General features: G+C 68.4%; 17 protein-coding genes. 8 read left to right on the top strand and 9 right to left on the bottom strand.

Going from position 1 to position 17,033, the window contains the following annotated elements; genetic code table 11:
* Positions 1–236: 236 nt before the first annotated feature.
* Positions 237–2,021, top strand: coding sequence for an MFS transporter (locus XINFAN_RS10840; RefSeq protein WP_199286406.1), 1,785 nt, complete (start codon positions 237–239; stop codon positions 2,019–2,021).
* Between the two features lie 81 nt (positions 2,022–2,102).
* Here XINFAN_RS10840 and XINFAN_RS10835 read toward each other — a convergent pair whose 3' ends face one another.
* Positions 2,103–2,384 (bottom strand): hypothetical protein, encoded by a 282-nt coding sequence (locus XINFAN_RS10835; protein ID WP_124086828.1) that lies wholly within the window; start codon positions 2,382–2,384, stop codon positions 2,103–2,105.
* Between the two features lie 358 nt (positions 2,385–2,742).
* Complete coding sequence (gene truA / locus XINFAN_RS10830; RefSeq protein ID WP_124086825.1) at positions 2,743–3,516, bottom strand: tRNA pseudouridine(38-40) synthase TruA; 774 nt, start codon at positions 3,514–3,516, stop codon at positions 2,743–2,745.
* A 91-nt stretch (positions 3,517–3,607) separates the two neighbouring features.
* Here truA and XINFAN_RS10825 point away from each other — a divergent pair, with 91 nt between their 5' ends.
* The gene (locus XINFAN_RS10825) at positions 3,608–5,035 is read left to right on the top strand and encodes a YcjX family GTP-binding protein (RefSeq protein ID WP_233352190.1); all 1,428 of its coding nucleotides are present in this window, start codon (positions 3,608–3,610) and stop codon (positions 5,033–5,035) included.
* Entirely contained in the window at positions 5,032–6,027 is a 996-nt protein-coding gene (locus XINFAN_RS10820; RefSeq protein WP_435530863.1) for a YcjF family protein, read from the top strand. Before XINFAN_RS10825 ends, XINFAN_RS10820 begins: the two co-directional genes overlap by 4 nt.
* Positions 6,028–6,166: 139 nt before the next feature.
* Here XINFAN_RS10820 and pth read toward each other — a convergent pair whose 3' ends face one another.
* Positions 6,167–6,844: an aminoacyl-tRNA hydrolase gene (gene pth / locus XINFAN_RS10815; protein ID WP_124086822.1), complete on the bottom strand. Its 678-nt coding sequence runs from the start codon at positions 6,842–6,844 to the stop codon at positions 6,167–6,169.
* A 70-nt stretch (positions 6,845–6,914) separates the two neighbouring features.
* On the opposite strand from pth, the gene XINFAN_RS10810 reads away from it, so the two are divergent.
* Entirely contained in the window at positions 6,915–7,643 is a 729-nt protein-coding gene (locus tag XINFAN_RS10810; RefSeq protein WP_124086820.1) for an FkbM family methyltransferase, read from the top strand.
* 50 nt (positions 7,644–7,693) lie between these two features.
* Positions 7,694–8,008, top strand: coding sequence for a heme-degrading protein HmuQ (gene hmuQ / locus XINFAN_RS10805; protein ID WP_124086818.1), 315 nt, complete (start codon positions 7,694–7,696; stop codon positions 8,006–8,008).
* A gap of 368 nt (positions 8,009–8,376) precedes the next feature.
* Here the strand turns inward: hmuQ and XINFAN_RS10800 are convergent, their stop codons facing one another.
* Entirely contained in the window at positions 8,377–8,982 is a 606-nt protein-coding gene (locus XINFAN_RS10800; RefSeq protein ID WP_124086815.1) for a 50S ribosomal protein L25/general stress protein Ctc, read from the bottom strand.
* Between the two features lie 188 nt (positions 8,983–9,170).
* Between XINFAN_RS10800 and XINFAN_RS10795 the strand changes: the two genes are divergently transcribed.
* Positions 9,171–10,310: an MFS transporter gene (locus XINFAN_RS10795; RefSeq protein ID WP_124086812.1), complete on the top strand. Its 1,140-nt coding sequence runs from the start codon at positions 9,171–9,173 to the stop codon at positions 10,308–10,310.
* 2 nt (positions 10,311–10,312) lie between these two features.
* Here XINFAN_RS10795 and XINFAN_RS10790 read toward each other — a convergent pair whose 3' ends face one another.
* The 3 genes from XINFAN_RS10790 to XINFAN_RS10780 all read right to left on the bottom strand — a co-directional run bounded on the left by XINFAN_RS10790 (position 10,313) and on the right by XINFAN_RS10780 (position 12,881).
* A complete protein-coding gene (locus tag XINFAN_RS10790) occupies positions 10,313–11,500 on the bottom strand; it encodes a pyridoxal phosphate-dependent aminotransferase (protein ID WP_124086809.1) in 1,188 nt (395 codons plus the stop codon).
* Entirely contained in the window at positions 11,497–12,186 is a 690-nt protein-coding gene (locus XINFAN_RS10785) for a TetR/AcrR family transcriptional regulator (protein WP_124086805.1), read from the bottom strand. Before XINFAN_RS10785 ends, XINFAN_RS10790 begins: the two co-directional genes overlap by 4 nt.
* Positions 12,187–12,278: 92 nt before the next feature.
* Entirely contained in the window at positions 12,279–12,881 is a 603-nt protein-coding gene (locus XINFAN_RS10780) for an SH3 domain-containing protein (RefSeq protein WP_199286405.1), read from the bottom strand.
* A gap of 133 nt (positions 12,882–13,014) precedes the next feature.
* Between XINFAN_RS10780 and XINFAN_RS10775 the strand changes: the two genes are divergently transcribed.
* Positions 13,015–14,001: a 2-hydroxyacid dehydrogenase gene (locus XINFAN_RS10775; RefSeq protein WP_124086802.1), complete on the top strand. Its 987-nt coding sequence runs from the start codon at positions 13,015–13,017 to the stop codon at positions 13,999–14,001.
* A gap of 172 nt (positions 14,002–14,173) precedes the next feature.
* The gene (locus XINFAN_RS10770; protein ID WP_124086799.1) at positions 14,174–14,593 is read left to right on the top strand and encodes a hypothetical protein; all 420 of its coding nucleotides are present in this window, start codon (positions 14,174–14,176) and stop codon (positions 14,591–14,593) included.
* 321 nt (positions 14,594–14,914) lie between these two features.
* Here XINFAN_RS10770 and XINFAN_RS10765 read toward each other — a convergent pair whose 3' ends face one another.
* Positions 14,915–15,649, bottom strand: a complete 735-nt coding sequence (locus XINFAN_RS10765) for an endonuclease/exonuclease/phosphatase family protein (RefSeq protein WP_124086796.1) — start codon at positions 15,647–15,649, stop codon at positions 14,915–14,917.
* A complete protein-coding gene (locus tag XINFAN_RS10760; protein WP_160144592.1) occupies positions 15,646–17,001 on the bottom strand; it encodes a phospholipase D-like domain-containing protein in 1,356 nt (451 codons plus the stop codon). Before XINFAN_RS10760 ends, XINFAN_RS10765 begins: the two co-directional genes overlap by 4 nt.
* Between the last annotated feature and the right edge of the window lie 32 nt (positions 17,002–17,033).

The raw sequence follows: 17,033 nt of genomic DNA, 5'->3' as shown, positions 1-17,033 counted from the left end.
ACCGCCTGAAACGAAACCTTCCGGGGCGGCAGCAAAAGCCCCGGGCGGAAGAGACTGACATGAGGCGCAAAAGGTGCGCGCACAGACCGGAGCCGCCGGAGAATCCTCCGGCAACGCCGATGCCGCGCCCCTGAGAAGGCCGCACCAACAGGTCCATTGCGCCGCGCGCGGCCAGAGACCTGACAGAAAAACGGGATATGGCTCCGCCGCGGGCGGGCCAAACAAGGAGGAAGCCGATGGTAGCAACAACCCCCGACGTGCGCGACCGCGCACGTCCCATGACCAGGGAAGAGAAGAAGGTCATTCTCGCCTCTTCCGCGGGCACGATCTTCGAATGGTATGATTTCTACCTCTATGGTTCGCTCGCCGCGATCATCGGCGCGCAGTTCTTCACGCCCTTCCCCGAGGCCACCCGCAACGTGTTCGCGCTGCTGGCCTTTGCGGCAGGCTTCATCGTGCGCCCGTTCGGCGCGCTGGTCTTCGGGATGCTGGGCGACCTGATCGGCCGCAAATACACCTTCCTGATGACCATCCTCATCATGGGCTTCTCGACCTTCATCGTCGGCATGCTGCCCAGCTACTACACTTGGGGCGTCGCGGCGCCGATCATCCTGATCGCATTGCGGATGTTGCAGGGCCTGGCGCTCGGCGGCGAATACGGCGGCGCTGCGGTCTATGTGGCCGAACACGCACCGCAGAACCAGCGCGGCTATTTCACCTCGTTCATCCAGACCACGGCGACGCTGGGCCTTCTGCTCTCGCTGATCGTGATCCTGATGGTGCAGGGCTATGTCAACGGCAACTACCCCGACCAGCCGGTGCTGGATGCGGCCGGTCTGCCGGTGCTGCTGGCCGATGGCACGCCGCAGATGATGAAGGCGTTCAACGCCTGGGGCTGGCGGATCCCGTTCCTCGGCTCGATCTTCCTGTTGCTGGTGTCGCTTTATATCCGTCTCCAGATGAACGAATCGCCCGCCTTCAAGAAGATGAAGGAAGAGGGCGCCCAGTCCAAAGCCCCGCTGCGTGAGGCTTTCGGCAACTGGCGCAACGGCAAGATCGCCCTGATCGCGCTGCTCGGCCTTACCGCCGGCCAGGCCGTGGTCTGGTATTCGGGCCAGTTCTACGCGCTGTTCTTCGTGCAGAACGTGATCAAGGTCGACAGCTTCTCGGCCAACGTCTTCGTGGCCTGGTCGCTGATCCTTGGCACCTACGGCTTCATCTTCTTCGGCAAACTGTCGGACCGCATCGGCCGCAAGCCGATCATCCTCGGCGGCTGCCTGATCGCTGCGATCACCTACTTCCCGGTGTTCGGCTTCCTGACCAAGACCGCGAACCCGATGCTCTACCATGCGCATCAGACCGCGATCGTGGTGACCGCCGATCCGGCCGACTGCTCGTTCCAGTTCAACCCGGTCGGCACCGCGAAGTTCACCAACTCCTGCGACATCCTGAAAGCCGGTCTGACCTCGCGTTCGGCCAATTCGGAAACCGTGGCCGCACCGGCCGGAACCATCGCTTCGGTCCAGGTGGGCGAGACGGTGATCCAGGGCTATTCGGGCATCGCCGACAACGCCGCCGAGGAAAAGGCGCGTTTCGACAAAGAGCTGAACGACGCTCTCTCCGCCGCGGGCTATCCGGTCGCGGGCCAGGAGAACACGACGGTGGCCAAGGCCAACCACTTCTTCGACATCTTCTCCGGCCAGAAGATCACCATCGTCCTGGTGCTGACCTATCTGATCATCCTGGTGACGATGGTCTACGGCCCGATCGCGGCCATGCTGGTGGAACTCTACCCGACCCGCATCCGCTATTCCGGCCTGTCGCTGCCCTATCACATCGGCAACGGCTGGTTCGGCGGCCTGCTTCCCGCGACCGCCTTCGCGATCTCGGCCCAGTCCGGCAACATCTACGCGGGCCTGTGGTATGCGATCGTGGTGGCGCTGATGACGGTGGTGATCGGTGCGCTGTTCGTGCCGGGCGGCACCCACAAGAAAGACATCTTCGCCGATCAGAACCAGTGATCTGACGGCGGCGAAAACGAGGCGGGCCGGGGAGCGATCCCCGGCCCGTTTTCCTTTGCGCCCCTGTGTGCGGCGGCCTGATCAGCCGCGCAGGCGCCGCACCGCTTCCCAGAGGCCCAGAAGCACCCCGGTGATGACCGTGTTCGACACCAGCCCCGCCAGCACCTGGTCGAGGAACGGCACCGCCGCGCCCGCGCCCATGGTCGAGGGGATGATGACGGCGACGAAGGCGACGCCTGCCGCCAGCGGGATCAGCGTGCCGGTGGCGCCGCGGGTGCGCAGCATGGTCCAGATCAGCGCGGCGAGCAGAGCGATGCGGAACGGATCGGTGAATTGCGAAACGATGATCTGGCTGAAGGTCATGCGGCCGGTCCTCTCCCATTGGCGGTTTCGGGTTAAGCGAAACCGGCGGCCCGGTCCATCCTTTCCTCGCGGCGGAACGGGGGCCGTCTGCTCCCCGCGCGTCGCGGCGCCCCTGTCCATCGGCTCCTCGAACCGATGGCGAAACCGATGGACGACCCAGAGGGTATTTCCGTCAGGGTGAAAGCCATATCCCGCGAAAGATCCGGTCCCGCGCCAGGCTTCGACACGCCGGGGCGCGCCGTGGCCGCCCAAAGCGGGGCCATGCTTTTCACCCTGAAGAAATACTCTCGGGGGTGGCGCCGTCAGGCGCCGCAGGGGGCAGACGGCCCCTTGGCGGGCCAACGGCCCGCGATCTGCCTCAGCCCGCGAAAGGATCGGCCGGATAGGACACCCTGGTCAGATACAGCCCATGCGGCGGGCAGACCGGCCCGCAGGCGGCACGGTCTCTGGCGGCCAGAGCCTCGCCCACCCGTTCGGGCGGCCAGGCCCCGGCGCCGACCCGCTCCAGCGTGCCGACGATCGAGCGCACCTGGTTGTGCAGGAAGCTGCGCGCCCGCAGGTGGAAGCGGAACTCGGCCCCGCCGGGGAAGGGCAGTTCCTCGATGCTGATCTCGTCGAGCGTCTTCACCGGGCTGTCGGCCTGGCACATTGCGGCGCGGAAGGTGGTGAAATCGTGCCGCCCGACCAGATGCGCCGCGCCAGCCCGCATAGCGCCCAGGTCCAGCCGGTTCGGCACCTGCCAGACGAGGCCGCGCTCCAGCACCGCCGGCGCGCGCCGCGCCACCAGCCGGAACAGATAGCGCCGTTCCATGGCCGAGAACCGTGCGTGGAAATCGTCCGCCACCCGCGCGCAGGCGCTTACCGCCACCGGCGCCGGTTTCAGATGCCAGTTCAGCGCCTGCGCCAGCCGGAACGGATCCCAGTCCTTCGCCAGATCGGCATGGGCGACCTGGCCCGTCGCATGGACTCCGGCATCCGTGCGCCCGGCGGCGGCGATCCGGTGATCGCCCGGCTCCAGCCGTGCCAGCGCCTCCTCGAAGGTCTGCTGCACCGACGCCTGGCCGCCCGCCTGGCGCTGCCAGCCGCTGAACGGCCCCCCGTCGTATTCGATCCTGAAAGCAAACCGCGCCATTCCCGCCGCTTAGCCCAACACCATCGCGCCGTCCACCTTCCCAACCGCCGTGCCGTCCCCTATCTTCGCGCTGCGGCAGAAGGGGACGGCCTTGGCACTTTCCGGCATTACCGACGGCCTCGCGCGCGGGGTGGACAATGTTCAGGCCGGCGTCTCGGCCATGTTGTTCGAGCCCGTGCTGCGGCTCGGCGTGACCGGCCTGTCGCGCGCGGGCAAGACCGTGTTCATCACCGCGCTGATCGCGAACCTGCTCAATCGCGGCCGCATGGCGCAGCTGACGGCGGCGCGCGAGGGGCGGATCGAGGCGGTCCATCTGCAACCGCAGCCCGATCTGACCCTGCCGCGCTTCGATTACGAGGCCCATCTTGCCGCGCTGACCGGCGACGATCCGCGCTGGCCCGAATCCACCCGCTCGATCTCCGAGCTGCGGCTGTCGTTGCGCATCCGCCCCTCGGGCTGGTTCGCGGGCTGGCGCGGGCCGCAGGTGCTGCATCTCGACATCGTGGATTATCCGGGCGAATGGCTGCTCGACCTCGCGCTGATGGAAAAGAGCTATGAGTCCTGGTCCGAGGACACGCTGGCGCTGGTCGCGAAACGGGCCGGGCGGCTGGCCGAGGCGCGCGATTTCCTCGCCATCGCCCGCGCGGCGGACGGGGCGCTGCCGCTTGACGAGCCGCAGGTTCTGGCGCTGGCCCAGGCCTTCACCCGCTACCTGACCGCCGCCCGTGCCGCGGGCTGGTCCGACTGCACCCCGGGCCGGTTCCTTCTGCCAGGCGATCTGGCCGGCAGCCCGGTCCTGACCTTCGCGCCGCTGCCCGCGCCCGCGACGAGCCCGCGCGGCAGCCTCTGGCGCGAGATGGCGCGGCGCTACGACGGCTACCGGGCGAAGGTCGTCACCCCGTTCTTCCGCGATCATTTCTCGCGCATCGACCGGCAGATCGTGCTGATGGATGTGCTGGGCGCGATCCACCAGGGGCCTCAGGCGGTCGAGGATCTGCGCAAGGTCATGGCCGAGATCCTGACCGCCTTCCGCGTCGGCCGCGCGGGCTGGCTCTCGTCGCTGATCGGCGCGCGGCGGGTCGGCAGGATCCTGTTCGCCGCCACCCGCGCCGACCATCTGCACCATGAGCAGCACCCGGCGCTGACCGCGATCACCGAGGCTTTGGTGGCCGACGCGAAGGGCCGCGCGGAATTCGCCGGGGCCGGGGTGGCGGCGCTGTCGCTCGCCAGCCTGCGCGCCACGGTCGAGGAGATGGCCGAACGCGACGGCAGTGTGCTGCCCGCGGTGCGCGGGCGCCTGCTGGAGACCGGCCGCCCGGCGGTGATGTATGCGGGCGCGCTGCCGCTCGATCCGGCACGGATCCTGTCGCCCGCGCGCGAAGGCGCGCAGAAATGGCTCGACGCCGAATTCGGCATGATGGCCTTCGCCCCGGCGCGGCTGAACCTGCGCCCGGGCGAGGGGCCGCCGCATATCCGCCTTGACCGGGCGGTGGAATTCCTGATCGGAGACCGGCTGTGAGCCTGCCGCCCAAACCCTTCGTGCTGAATCTGGACGAGGGCGATCAGCCCGACCCCGGCCTCGCCCCCGAGGTGCCCGAACTCTCCCCGGACGGGCGCGCGATGCAGACGGTGGCCGCGGTCGCCCGCGCGCGGCCCTCGCGGCTGACCCGGGCCGCTGTCTGGGTCTTCGGCACGCTGTTCACCTTCGTGCTGTCGGTCGCGGCCTGGGATTTCGTGACCTCTCTCTTCGCCTCGAACGCGCTGCTCGGCTGGATCGCCTTCGTGCTGGTCGCGCTGGCGGTGCTGTTTGCGCTGCTGCTGACGCTGCGCGAGGCCGTGGGTTTTGCCCGCCTCGCCCGGATCGACCACCTGCGCGAACAGGCGCTTGCGGCGAAGGCGAAGGCCGATCTGAAAGCCGCCCGCGATGTGGCCGACAGCATCGCCGCGCTTTGCGCCAGACGCCCCGAGGCCGCCTGGGGCCTGCGCCGCTTCGCCGAGATCCGCCCCGAGGTGATGGATGCCGATGCGCTGCTCGTTCTGGCCGAGACCGAGATCCTCGCGCCTCTCGACACGCTCGCCCGTGCCGAGGTCGAGGGGGCCGCGCGCCGCGTGGCGCTGGTCACCGCGGTGGTGCCGCTGGCGCTGGCGGATGTGGCGGTGGCGCTTTACGCCAATGTCACGATGATCCGCCGCATCGCCACGATCTACGGCGGCCGGGCGGGAACGCTGGGAAGCTGGAGCCTTCTGCGCCGGGTGTTCTCCAGCCTGATCGCCACCGGGGCGGTGGCGCTCGCGGATGATATGGTCGGCTCGCTCGCCGGGGGCGGGGTGCTGTCGAAACTCTCGCGCCGCTTCGGCGAGGGGGTGGTGAACGGCGCGCTGACCGCCCGCGTCGGCGTCGCTGCCATGGAGCTTTGCCGCCCGCTGCCCTTCCTGGCCCGCGAGCGGCCCGGCGTCTCGGCCATCGTCTCGCGCGCGCTTGCCGGTCTGATCCCCCGCGGCGAGGGCTGACACCACCCGGGTATGGGTATTTATATCAGGATGAAAGCCCCTTTCACCTTGAGGCAAATACCCTCGGGGGGAGGCCGAAGGCCGCGGGGGGCAGACAGCCCCCCGTTCCGACATTGCCGCCAGAGCTGCGGCCAGGCGCTCAGCGGAACCTGTCCACCAGCTTTTGCAACGGGCTGCGCGTATCCGCCGCCGGAGCGGGCGCAGACTCCGCCGCGGGCTTCGCCTTTGCTTCGCCCCCCGAGGACCGCGGCGGCGCCACCCGCAGGCTGACCGCATTCATGAATTTCGCCGCGTCGCCCTCAGCCAGAGCCGCAGCCCCGTCCGAGATCCCGCGCAGCAGGTCATCCAGCCAGTCGCGGTCCGTCTTGGCGAAATCGTGCAGCACGTAATGCGCCACCGCATCCTTGTGCCCCGGATGACCGATCCCGAGCCGTACCCGTCCGTAAGCCTCGCCCAGATGCGCGTGGATCGAGCGCAGCCCGTTGTGCCCGGCATGGCCGCCGCCCTGTTTCACCCGGCATTTCCCCGGCGCGAGATCCAGCTCGTCGTGAAAGACCGTGATCTCCTCCGGGGCCAGCTTGTAGAAATCCGCGGCCGCCCTGACCGACTGACCGGAAAGGTTCATGAAGGTCTGCGGCTTCAGAGCCACCACCTTCTCGCGCCCCAGCCGACCCTCGGACACCTCGCCCTGAAACGCGCGGCGCCAGGGGGTGAAGCCGTGATCCGCCGCGATCCGCTCCACCGCCATGAAGCCGATATTGTGCCGGTTGCCGGCATATTTCGTGCCCGGATTGCCGAGGCCGACAAAGAGTTTCATATCCTTCCCCCGCTCGCTGGACCTCGCGCGCGGCGCGGCGTAGCCTTTCGGGTATAGACCGGAGCCGGAAGTGTCTCAACACGCCGCCTTCAACACAGCGGGCGAGATGCGGCTTTTCACCCTGCGCGATCTGAATTTTGAACTGCCCGACAGCGCATTGCGCGGCGGGATCGGCGGCGCCTTGGCCTCGGGGCGCTACGAGAAGACCGAGGCCGATGCGCTGGAAATCCATCTTCTGCCCGGCGACCGCTTCCTCGATCTGGGCGCTGGGATGGGGTTTCTGTGCTGCCTCGCCGCCCGGATCACCGGCGCGGCCGCCGTCACCGGGGTCGAGGCGGGCTGGGACACCGTGGGGTTCGCCCGCGCCAATCTTTCGCTGAACGGCTTTCGCGAGGCGCGGGTGATCCACGCCGCGGCGGTCGGAGACGATTTCCCCGGGGAGGAGGTCGAATTCGGCCAGCGCCCGGCCTTCTGGGCCTCGGCGCTGCAAGGCGCGGGCGACTGGCCCGAAAACGCGACCCGCCGCCCGGTGCCCGCGCGCCGCATCACCGGCCTCATGGAAGAGATCGCACCGACGGTGATCTGCTGCGACATCGAAGGCGCGGAACTCCGGGTGCTCGCCGCCCCGATGCCCCCCGCGCTGCGGCTGATCGTGGCCGAGATCCACCCCGCCGCCTATGGCCCCGAGGGCACGAGGGCGCTGTTCGACCGCCTTTCCGCCCAGGGCTTCGCCTATGAGCCCGAAGGCTCGCGCGGGGCGACGGTCGTGTTCCGCCGCTGCGGCACGGAACCTGCTTGACCCCGGCCCCGGCAGGCCCTGAAATCCCCGCCATCAAGCAGGAGGCGAAGATGTATCTGACGATGAACCGTTTCAAAGTGAAAGCCGGCGAGGAAGCCACCTTCGAGGCGATCTGGAAGAACCGCGACAGCCATCTGCCGCAGGTGCCGGGCTTCGTCAGCTTCCATCTGATGAAAGGCGCCGAGGCAGAGGGCGTCCGCCTCTACGCCTCGCATACGCTTTGGGAAAGCGAAGAGGCCTTTCGCGACTGGACCCGCTCCGAGGCCTTCCGCGCCGCCCATGGCGGGGCGGGCGGGCACAAGGGGGTGATCCTCGCGCATCCTCAGCTGGAGACCTTCGAATCCGTCCAGCATATCGGCGCCTGAACCGGCCACAGCAAGATCCGCACCCCCGGCTTCCCGAACACCGCCTCGCTCCCTCCGGCATATCCCCAGGGGCGGCCATCGGTGAGGAAAGCCGATGGGAGAGCACCCTTGCGCCGCCGCCGGAGGCAGAAGCGCCCCGCTACCGTGTTTCCTAGGCCAAATCGGGAGGGGGAATCCCCGAAACCGCGCCGGACCCGAAAGAGCCTCCCCTCATTTTCTGTCTGAAAATATCCTCGGGGGGAGGTGCCGCTTGCGGCACCGTGGGGGGCAGACAGCCCCCCGGCGACATCAGCCATCCCTCGCCCGGGGCCGGAAAAGCAGACGGGGGGCCAATGGCCCCCCGCGGTATCTCACAGACTGCGCCCGGATCAGGCGGCGTCTTCTTCCGCTTCCGCCGCGGCCAGACCCGAAGGCGCCGCGATATTCGCGATCACGAAATTGCGGTCGATGGTCGGCTTCACGCCGGCGGGCAGGGTCACGTCTTCGATGTGGATCACATCGCCGATCTGCTTGCCTTCCAGGTCCACGGTGATGTGGTCCGGGATGTCCGAGGCCAGCACTTCCAGCTCGACCTCGGCGCGCACCACGGTCAGCGTGCCGCCGCGCTTGATGCCCGGAGCCTTGTCGGCATTCACGAAATCAACGTGGATATACAGGTTGATCCGCGAATTGTCGTGGATGCGCATGAAATCGACATGGGTCGGCAGGTCCTTCACCACGTCGCGCTGCACGCCGCGGCAGATCACATGCTGATCCGGCTGGCCCTCGACTTTGAGGTTGAACAGCGTTTGCAGGAAGCGGCCCTGCTTCAGGCGCTTGAGCAGATAGTTGTAGCCGATGGCGATCGGGGTTGGTTCCTTGCCGTCGCCATAGATGATGCCGGGTACGTTGCCCTCTCTGCGGGCTTGACGGGCGGCCCCCTTGCCTGTCCCCGTCCGCACCACGGCCTGAAGATCCGGGATCTCACGAGCCATTGGTATTCTCCGTAATATGGGTTAGCCGCCATCCTCCAAGGGTGCATGACGGACCGGGGGCCTATAGCGGGGAATCGCAGCGAAGGAAAGCCGGAAATCTGCGCCCCTGGCCAGCGACAGAAAATGTCGCTGCCGGGATGGACGCCGCCCCCCGCCAGCGGGCAGACAGGGGCGAACGGGAGAGAGTGATGTCATTCATCGCAACTGTCGCCGCCGCAAGGGCGGTGGTCGCGGCTTTCGCTGCGATGGGGCTTCTTTGGGGCACCTTTGCCGCCGTGCTGCCCGATCTGAAAGCCGCGCTCGGGGTGGATGAGGCCCGGCTCGGCTTTCTGCTGCTGTTCACGCCGGTTGCCGCGGTCACCGCCATGCTGCTGGCGCCCGGCATCGGCCACCGGCTGGGCCGGGTGGCGCTGCCGGTCGCCACCGCGCTGATGGCGCTGGCCTTCATGCTGCCCGGCCATGTCACCGTGGCCTGGCTGTTTCCGCTTGCCATGATGTGCTGCGGCGCGGGCACCGGGCTGACCGACGTGCTGATGAACGCCCGCACGGCGGAGCTGGAGACGAGGCGCGGCCTGCATCTGATGAACCTCGCCCATGCGGCCTATTCCTTCGGCTATGCCGGCGGCGCGATCCTCACCGGCGTCCTGCGCGGCATGGCCTGGCCGCCGGGCCAGGTCATGGGGATGCTCGCACTGATCGCGCTGCTGCTTGCCGCGCTGACATGGGAGCGCGACGGCACCGTTCACGGGCTGAAACGCCCCGAGGGCGGCGGGCCGGGGCTGGGGCCGGTGCCGCTGATCGGCGGCGGCATGGTGCTGATCGCCTTCCTGACCGAGAACGCGGCCGAGGGCTGGTCGGCGCTGCATATCGAAAAGACCCTCGGCGGCAGCCCGGGGGAGGGCGCGCTCGGCCCGGCGGCGCTGGCGCTGACCATGGGGATCGCGCGGCTGGCGGGGCAGGGGATCGTCGCGCGGACCGATCCTTTCGCACTCCTGAAAGGCGGCGCGCTGGTGGCGGCTCTGGGCTCGCTGATCGCGGCCCAGGCCGGCAGCCCGGCCATGGCCTATGCCGGGTTCATCATCATGGGGATCGGCGCCTCGGTCATCGCGCCGACCGCCTTCTCGCTGGTCGGGCGGCATTCGAGCGACGAGGCCCGCGCCCGCGCCATCGCCCGGGCCACGCTTCTGGGCTATTGCGGCTATTTCGTCGGACCGCCCAGCCTCGGGATCATTGCCGGGGTCTTCGGGCTGCGCGCGGCCTTTGTCTTTGCCGCGGTCATGTTGCTGGCGATCTTCGCCCTCGTGCCGCTGATGCGTCGCGCCCGATAGGGTCAGGCCGCGCGGCCGCGGCGGCTCAGGGCATGGGCTTTGATGCGGCGGCAGGCTTCGGTGATGGCCTCGTCCGGCTGGGTCAGCGACAGCCGCAGCCAGCCGTTCAGCCCCTGGCCGAAACTTTCGCCCGGCATGACGGCGACGGATTGCTCCTCCAGCAACCCGACGGCGAAGTCATGGCCCGACAGCCCCGTGGCGCGCACGTCGATCAGCGCGAACATCCCCGCCTCGGGGCGGTGGACGCGCAGGCCCGCCTCGCCGTCCAGCGCATCGGCGATGATCGCGGCGCGGCGCGCGAAACGGGCGACCATGCCGGCCGCCACCGGCGAAGGTTCGGAAATGGCATGTTCGGTCATGTCGGCGATGAAGGGCTGGCTGCCGAAAAGCATGATTTCGGAAAGCGGCAACAGGCGCGCGGAAAATTCCGCGGGCCCGACTACCCAGCCCGAGCGGAACCCCGGCGCGGCATGGGACTTCGAGATCGAACAGGCGGCGATGCTGCGTTCGGCCAGTTCCGGCAGGTCGAGCGGCGAGGTGAAGGTCACGCCCGGAAACACCAGATCCTCGTAAACCTCGTCCGAGACGATCCAGAGATCATGCGCCCGCGCCAGCTCGCCAAGGGCTGCGATGTCCTCGCGGCGCAGCACGGCGCCGGTGGGGTTGTGCGGCGTGTTGAGGAACAGAACCCGGCTTTTCGGCGTGATCGCGGCGGCCACGTCCCCGGGGCGGATGCGGAACCCCGCTTCGGGGCGCAGCGCGACCGGCACCGCGGTCGCGCCGGTCTGGGCGATCAGCCCCTCATAGGTGGCATACATCGGATCGCCGAGGATCACCTCGTCGCCCGCCTCGACCAGGGTGCGCAAGATCGCGTAAAGGCAGGTCTGGGTGCCGGGCAGGCAGGTGATCTGATCCGGCCCGATCGGGCGCCCGCGCCTTTCGCTGTAGCGCCGCGCCAGCGCCGCGCGCAGACCCGGCTCGCCCTTGCCGTCGGAATAGCCGAGCCGCCCTGGCCGCATCGCCGCCCTGGCCGCCTCGATCATCCCGGGCGGGGTGGCCTCGTCCGGCTCGCCGATGGTCAGTTCGATGATCTGCTGCCCGGCGGCCTTCTTCTCGCGGGCAAGGCGGTGAACCTCCCATTTGGCTGAGCCGAGCCCGGCGAGGCGTTCGTGGACCGAGGAATATCTCATGGCGCTTTCCCTTCGGGGCCGAGTTCGGGAACGGCCGTCCCATATTGCATCAGATCGACCCCGATGATCGCGCCGACCGAGCGCAGGCCGATCCGCACCAGCTCGCCTGGCGCGAACCGCTCGCCCAGAACCGAGCCCTCCAGCCACAGCCCGTCGATCACCGCATTGCAGGCGATGGCCTCGCGGCGCGACTGGCCGGGGGTGCGGTCGCGGCTCAGGGCCTCGATCAGGTCTTGCAGCCGGTCGCGATAGCGCAGGTAAGAGGTTTCATGCTGCGACAAGAGCGCGGGATCGCCCTGCACCCGGTGCAGATAGCCCGCCCAGAGCCCGGCCGCGCGCGGATCCAGCACCGGCGGGCGCAGCGAGGAGGCGACAAAAACCGCCAGACGCTCGGCCGGATCTTCGCCCGCCTGCGCCAGCGCGGCGGCGCCGTGGTCGGTCATCCCGTCCATCAGCGCGGTATAAGAGGCGCGGACCAGTTCGTCTTTCGAGCCGAAATAGTGCCGGATCAGCCCCGGCGTCACGCCCGCGCGGGCGGCGATGGCGCGCACGGTGGCCGCCTGCGGTCCGCCCTCGGCCACCAGATCCTGCATCGCCTCGATCAACGCCTCGCGGCGGTTTTCCTCGGTATCGCGGATATAGGGCCGGCGTTCGGGCGGCGCCTGGGGCTGGTCTGCGGCGGGCATGGCGCTTTTCCGAGGGAAGCCCTCGCTACGGAAGTTGGATTATACGGTTGCATAATTCCCGCGCCGCCGCAAGGGAAAGTCTGACCGTCCGGTCAGTCGATCACTTCGGCCTCGCCCACGCCCCAGAGCGCGGTTTTCGCCACCCAGCCCCGTTCGCCCGAGACCGAGATCCGGCACCAGTCGGGCCGGCATTCCAGCACCCGCGCCACCACGCCAAGCTCGGCCTGGGCGATCACCCGGGCATCCATCCGCGGCGCGTCGCGGAATTCCGCCATATCGGTGGTGATCAGCACCGAACGCACCCCGGACAGAAGCGCGTAATGCACCCAGCCCCCGGCGCCGTCCTGATCCTCGACCCGGCGCCAGTTCTCGTATTCGGCGGTGACTTTCAGCGGCATGCCGGGGCGGGTGAACACCCAGTCGATCCGGTGCGTCAGCCCCGGGCCGCGCCGGGCGTTGCCCTCTTCGCCCTTCAGCGAGACATAGCGCGGCAGCGGCAGATTGGTGACGCAGCCGATGTCGGGGCTGCATTCCTTCTGCTTGCGCGCAGCGGCGGGGGCATCGGCCGAGGCGCCCGCGACGGCGGTCTCGATCGCGGCTTCGGTGTCCTGGGCGCTGTCCTGCGCATGGCCCGGTCCCGCGCCGATCAGCATCGCCGCAATCAGGCCCCAACGCGCCGCCATGGTGTTCCGCATATCGCCCGCCCGCTCTTTGCGGCGGAATTTTCCCGCCGCTTCCGGTTGCCTCTCTCTCGGGGCTTGTGATCCGCCCCGCTTCCCCGCACTCTGCCCTGGATACGCGCCTTTTGAAAGATACGGGGGGAAAGCAATGCCATCGCCACGCCTGAGTGTTGTCGTGACGCGACGCCTGCCCGAGCCGGTCGAGACCCGGATGAAAGAGCTGTTCGATGTCCGGCTGCGTGACCCCGACACCAGAATGAGCCGCGAGGAACTGGCCGAAGCGATGCAGAGCGCCGATGTGCTGGTGCCGACGATCACCGACCAGATCGACGCGGCGCTGATCGGCCAGGCGGGCGACCGGCTCCGGCTGATCGCCAATTACGGCTCGGGCGTCGATCATATCGACGTGGCGACGGCGCGCTCGCGCGGGATCCTCGTGTCGAACACGCCGGGCGTGGTGACAGAGGACACCGCCGATATGGTGATGGCGCTGATCATGGCGGTGACGCGGCGCATCCCCGAAGGCATCGCTTCGATGGCCGGGGGGAATTGGGATGGCTGGTCGCCGATGGCCTTCCTCGGCTCGCGCCTTGCCGGAAAGCGGCTCGGCATCCTCGGCATGGGGCGGATCGGCCAGGCGGTGGCGCGGCGCGCGAAGGTGTTCGGCTGCCAGGTGCATTACCACAACCGCCGCCGGGTGCGCCCCGAGATCGAGGAAGAGCTGGAGGCGACCTGGTGGGAGAGCCTTGACCAGATGCTGGCGCGGATGGACATCGTGTCGATCAACTGCCCGCATACGCCCTCGACCTTCCACCTGCTGAACGCACGGCGGCTGAAGCTGATGAAGCCCTCGGCGGTGGTGGTGAACGCCTCGCGCGGCGAGGTGATCGACGAGAACGCGCTGACGCGGGCGTTGCGGGCGGGCGAGATCGCCGGGGCGGGGCTGGATGTCTACGAGCGCGGCAACCAGATCAACCCGCGCCTGCGCGAGGTGCCGAACGTGGTGCTTTTGCCGCATATGGGCTCGGCCACGATCGAGGGGCGGATCGAGATGGGCGAGAAGGTGCTGATCAACATCAAGACCTTCGCCGACGGCCACCGTCCCCCGGATCAGGTGGTGCCGGGGATGCTGTGAGGAGGCGTCCGGTTGGCGGGAGGAGCGGACATTCTCCCGGGCCGTTATTGCGATCCTCATTCGAGGTCGCAAGTTCTGTTAAATAACGTCGTCAAGCGGAATCTCGGGGAGGATGTTGCCGCCCGCAGGGTATTTGTGCCGCATCGCCTTCGACGAACAAAGACGGGCTAACATGAGTGATCAGATCGATCTGCAAAGACAGTTGGTATTGGTGCTGCGAGCGCTTGAGGCAGTTCTGCCTTACGCTGAGGAGGCCGGCATCGTGACAGATTACGAATCCGCGTATGATGAGTGGGAGGATATCGTTCAGGCTTTTTACTCATCATTCGTGCTTCTGCCTTTGTGCGACACCACGACTCGTTTGTCGCCGCATATGTTTCATCGCCTCGGTTTCGAGTTCGAGGCAAAAAAATATGCGATAGTTGCAGCATACGGGCAGCATACATTCGCCGTTTTTGATTTCATTAAGGGGGCGAACAATCGGATGCTGCTCGTTCTTAGGCCAGTTGGTGCTAAGTCAGAGGTCTCCGATCTCCTTGTCTTGCCGGAGGACTGCGAAAACTTCGGAGTTGAAGCGCTAACTGCTTTCTAGTCGGCATCCTTCATCCGGCACGAAAGGCAGCTTTGGGTTCATAGCGCACAACAGAGGCCTGCGCCCGAGCGGTGTCCTGCGGTCGGGCGCGGTGCCGACGCTTTATGCTTCGCTCCCTTGTTCGGGTGGAGCCGCGAACTGTCGGCGCGGGAGCGCCCGCCCTCCGGTGCGGTCGGGCGCTGGTCCGGGTCGCTGCGCGACTGTTAACCCGGCCAGGGACTTCGCTCATCCGGTCGGACGTCGGGCAAAATCGCTTTTTCACGACGACAGCAAACAGACCGCCACGAGGTGCGGCGTGAGCGGCAGGGGGCGGCGCCCTCGCTACTCCTCCCGGGCCGCGGGCAATCCCGGGATACCCTCCAGGCTCACATCCGCCACCAGCGGCAGGTGGTCCGAGGCGCGGCTTGCGTCGAAACTGGTGAAGACGCTGGCCTCGCCCCCGGCGAACTGATCCGAGATCGCGATCCGGTCCAGCGCGAACAGCGGGTGGCGCGAGTGGTAGGTCGGCCCGCCCGACAGGATGCGGAAGCGTTTCGCCAGCCGCCCCAGCCCGACCTCCAGCGAGCGTTCGTTGAAATCGCCGGCGATCAGGGTCGGCACCTGCTCGCCGGGCGGGATCATCTCCAAGAGCGCCGAAAGCTGCTGGCGGCGCGACTGGCGCAACAGGCCCAGATGGACGCCGACCACCCGAAGCCGCCGCTCGCCCTGCGCGAGCAGCGCCGAGACGAGGCCACGCGGCTCCAGCCCCGGCAGGTCCTGGTGGTGGCGCTCGATCACCTGGAACCCGGGCGAGACCAGCAGCGCATTGCCGTGCCAGCCGAGCGACTCGCGCCCGTGCTCGAAACTGACCGGGACGAGGCCGGTGCGCTCGTAGATCTCCTGGCGCAGGAAGACCGGGCGGCGCGGCGGCAGGCGCAGGTCGGCCTCCTGCAACGCGACCACATCGGCGCCGAGGTCCGCGATCACCCGCAGCACGCGGTCGGGGTCGCGCCTGCGGTCGGTGCCCATGGCCTTGCGGATGTTGTAGCTGGCGACGCGGAGGAGGGGACTGGTCACAGGATCGGTGCCCCCAGCCGGAAGATGCCCTCGATCAGGCGGCGCGGCAGGCGCGCGGGCGCAGTCCCGGCCACGCAATCGGGTTCCAGGGCGCGGAACCAGCTTTCCACGGCGGCGAGCGTTTCGGGGTCGTAGATCATCATCACCGTCTCGAAATTCAGAAGCATCGAACGCACGTCGAGATTGGCCGATCCGATCCAGGCGGCATCATCGACGATCCCGGCCTTGGCGTGCATCATCCCCGGCATATAACGCAGAACCCGCACCCCGGTTCGCGCCATGGCGCGCAAATAGGGGCCGCGGGTCAGATCGGTGGTCCATTGGTTGGATTTCGCCGGCACGAACAGCCGCACGTCCAGCCCCGAGCGCGCTGCGGTGGCCAGCGCCTGCGCCAGCAATTCGGTCGGCACGAAATAGGGGGTGGCGATCCAGACCCGGCGCCGCGCGCGGTAGATCGCGGCCACCAGCCCGTCGTGCAGCACGTCCTGGGCCTCGTCTGGGCCGGCGGGCACCAGCTGCAAAAGCGCCTCGCCCCGGGGCGGGCAGGGCGGCGCCACGGGCTCGGGCAGCGGATCGCCCGCCACCTCCCAGTCCGAGGCGAAGACGGCGTTGAACCCGTCGACCACCGGCCCCTCGGCGGTGAAGCTGAGGTCGAGCCATTCGCCGGGCGGCGAGGCGAGATATTCGTCGCCGACATTGCGCCCGCCCGACCAGACACGCGCGCAATCGGCGATCACCATCTTGCGGTGGTTGCGCAGGTTCAGGTTCGCGGTGTCGGTGAGATGGCCGAGCGGCGAGAACCAGCGCAACTCGCCTCCGGCCGCGGTAAAGGCGTTCAGCGCACGGCGGGGGCGGCGCAGGCTGCCGAGCCAGTCGATGGTCAGCCGCACCTCGACCCCCTCGCGCAGCTTCCCGGTCAGCAGGTCCAGGAACCAGCGGCCGCTGGCGTCGGGGGCGAGCACGTAGAGGATGATGTCGATCCTGTGCCTTGCGCCTTTCACCAGCGCCTCCAGCGCGGCGCGGGCGGCCTCGGGAGTCTCGTGCAGCACGATCCGGTTGCCCTGCCGCGCGCCCGGGGCGCCGAGCGCGGCGAAATCGCGCGCAAGCGCGGGCGGATCCGGGGGTTCGCTGCCCGGATGGGCGGGGAACATCAGCGTCGGGAAACTGCGGCGCGATTTGCGAAAGCCCAGTACCAGGAAAACCGGCACCGCGATGTAAGGGACGAGGATGATGAACAGGATCCAGGCCGCCGAGCTTTGCGGCGTGCGGCGCGGCTGCAGCGCCAGCACGATGGCGCTGGCGACGGCCAGCACGCCCATGACGACAAGGAAATGCTCGAACAGAAGATACATCGGCCCCATGCTAGCGGGGCTGGGCGCCGGGG

The organism is Pseudogemmobacter humi (assembly GCF_900609055.1).
GTDB classification, from domain to species: Bacteria; Pseudomonadota; Alphaproteobacteria; order Rhodobacterales; family Rhodobacteraceae; genus Pseudogemmobacter; species Pseudogemmobacter humi.
The sequence above is the reverse complement of the archived record's forward strand: the minus strand, read 5'-3'. Positions and strand labels throughout refer to the sequence as shown.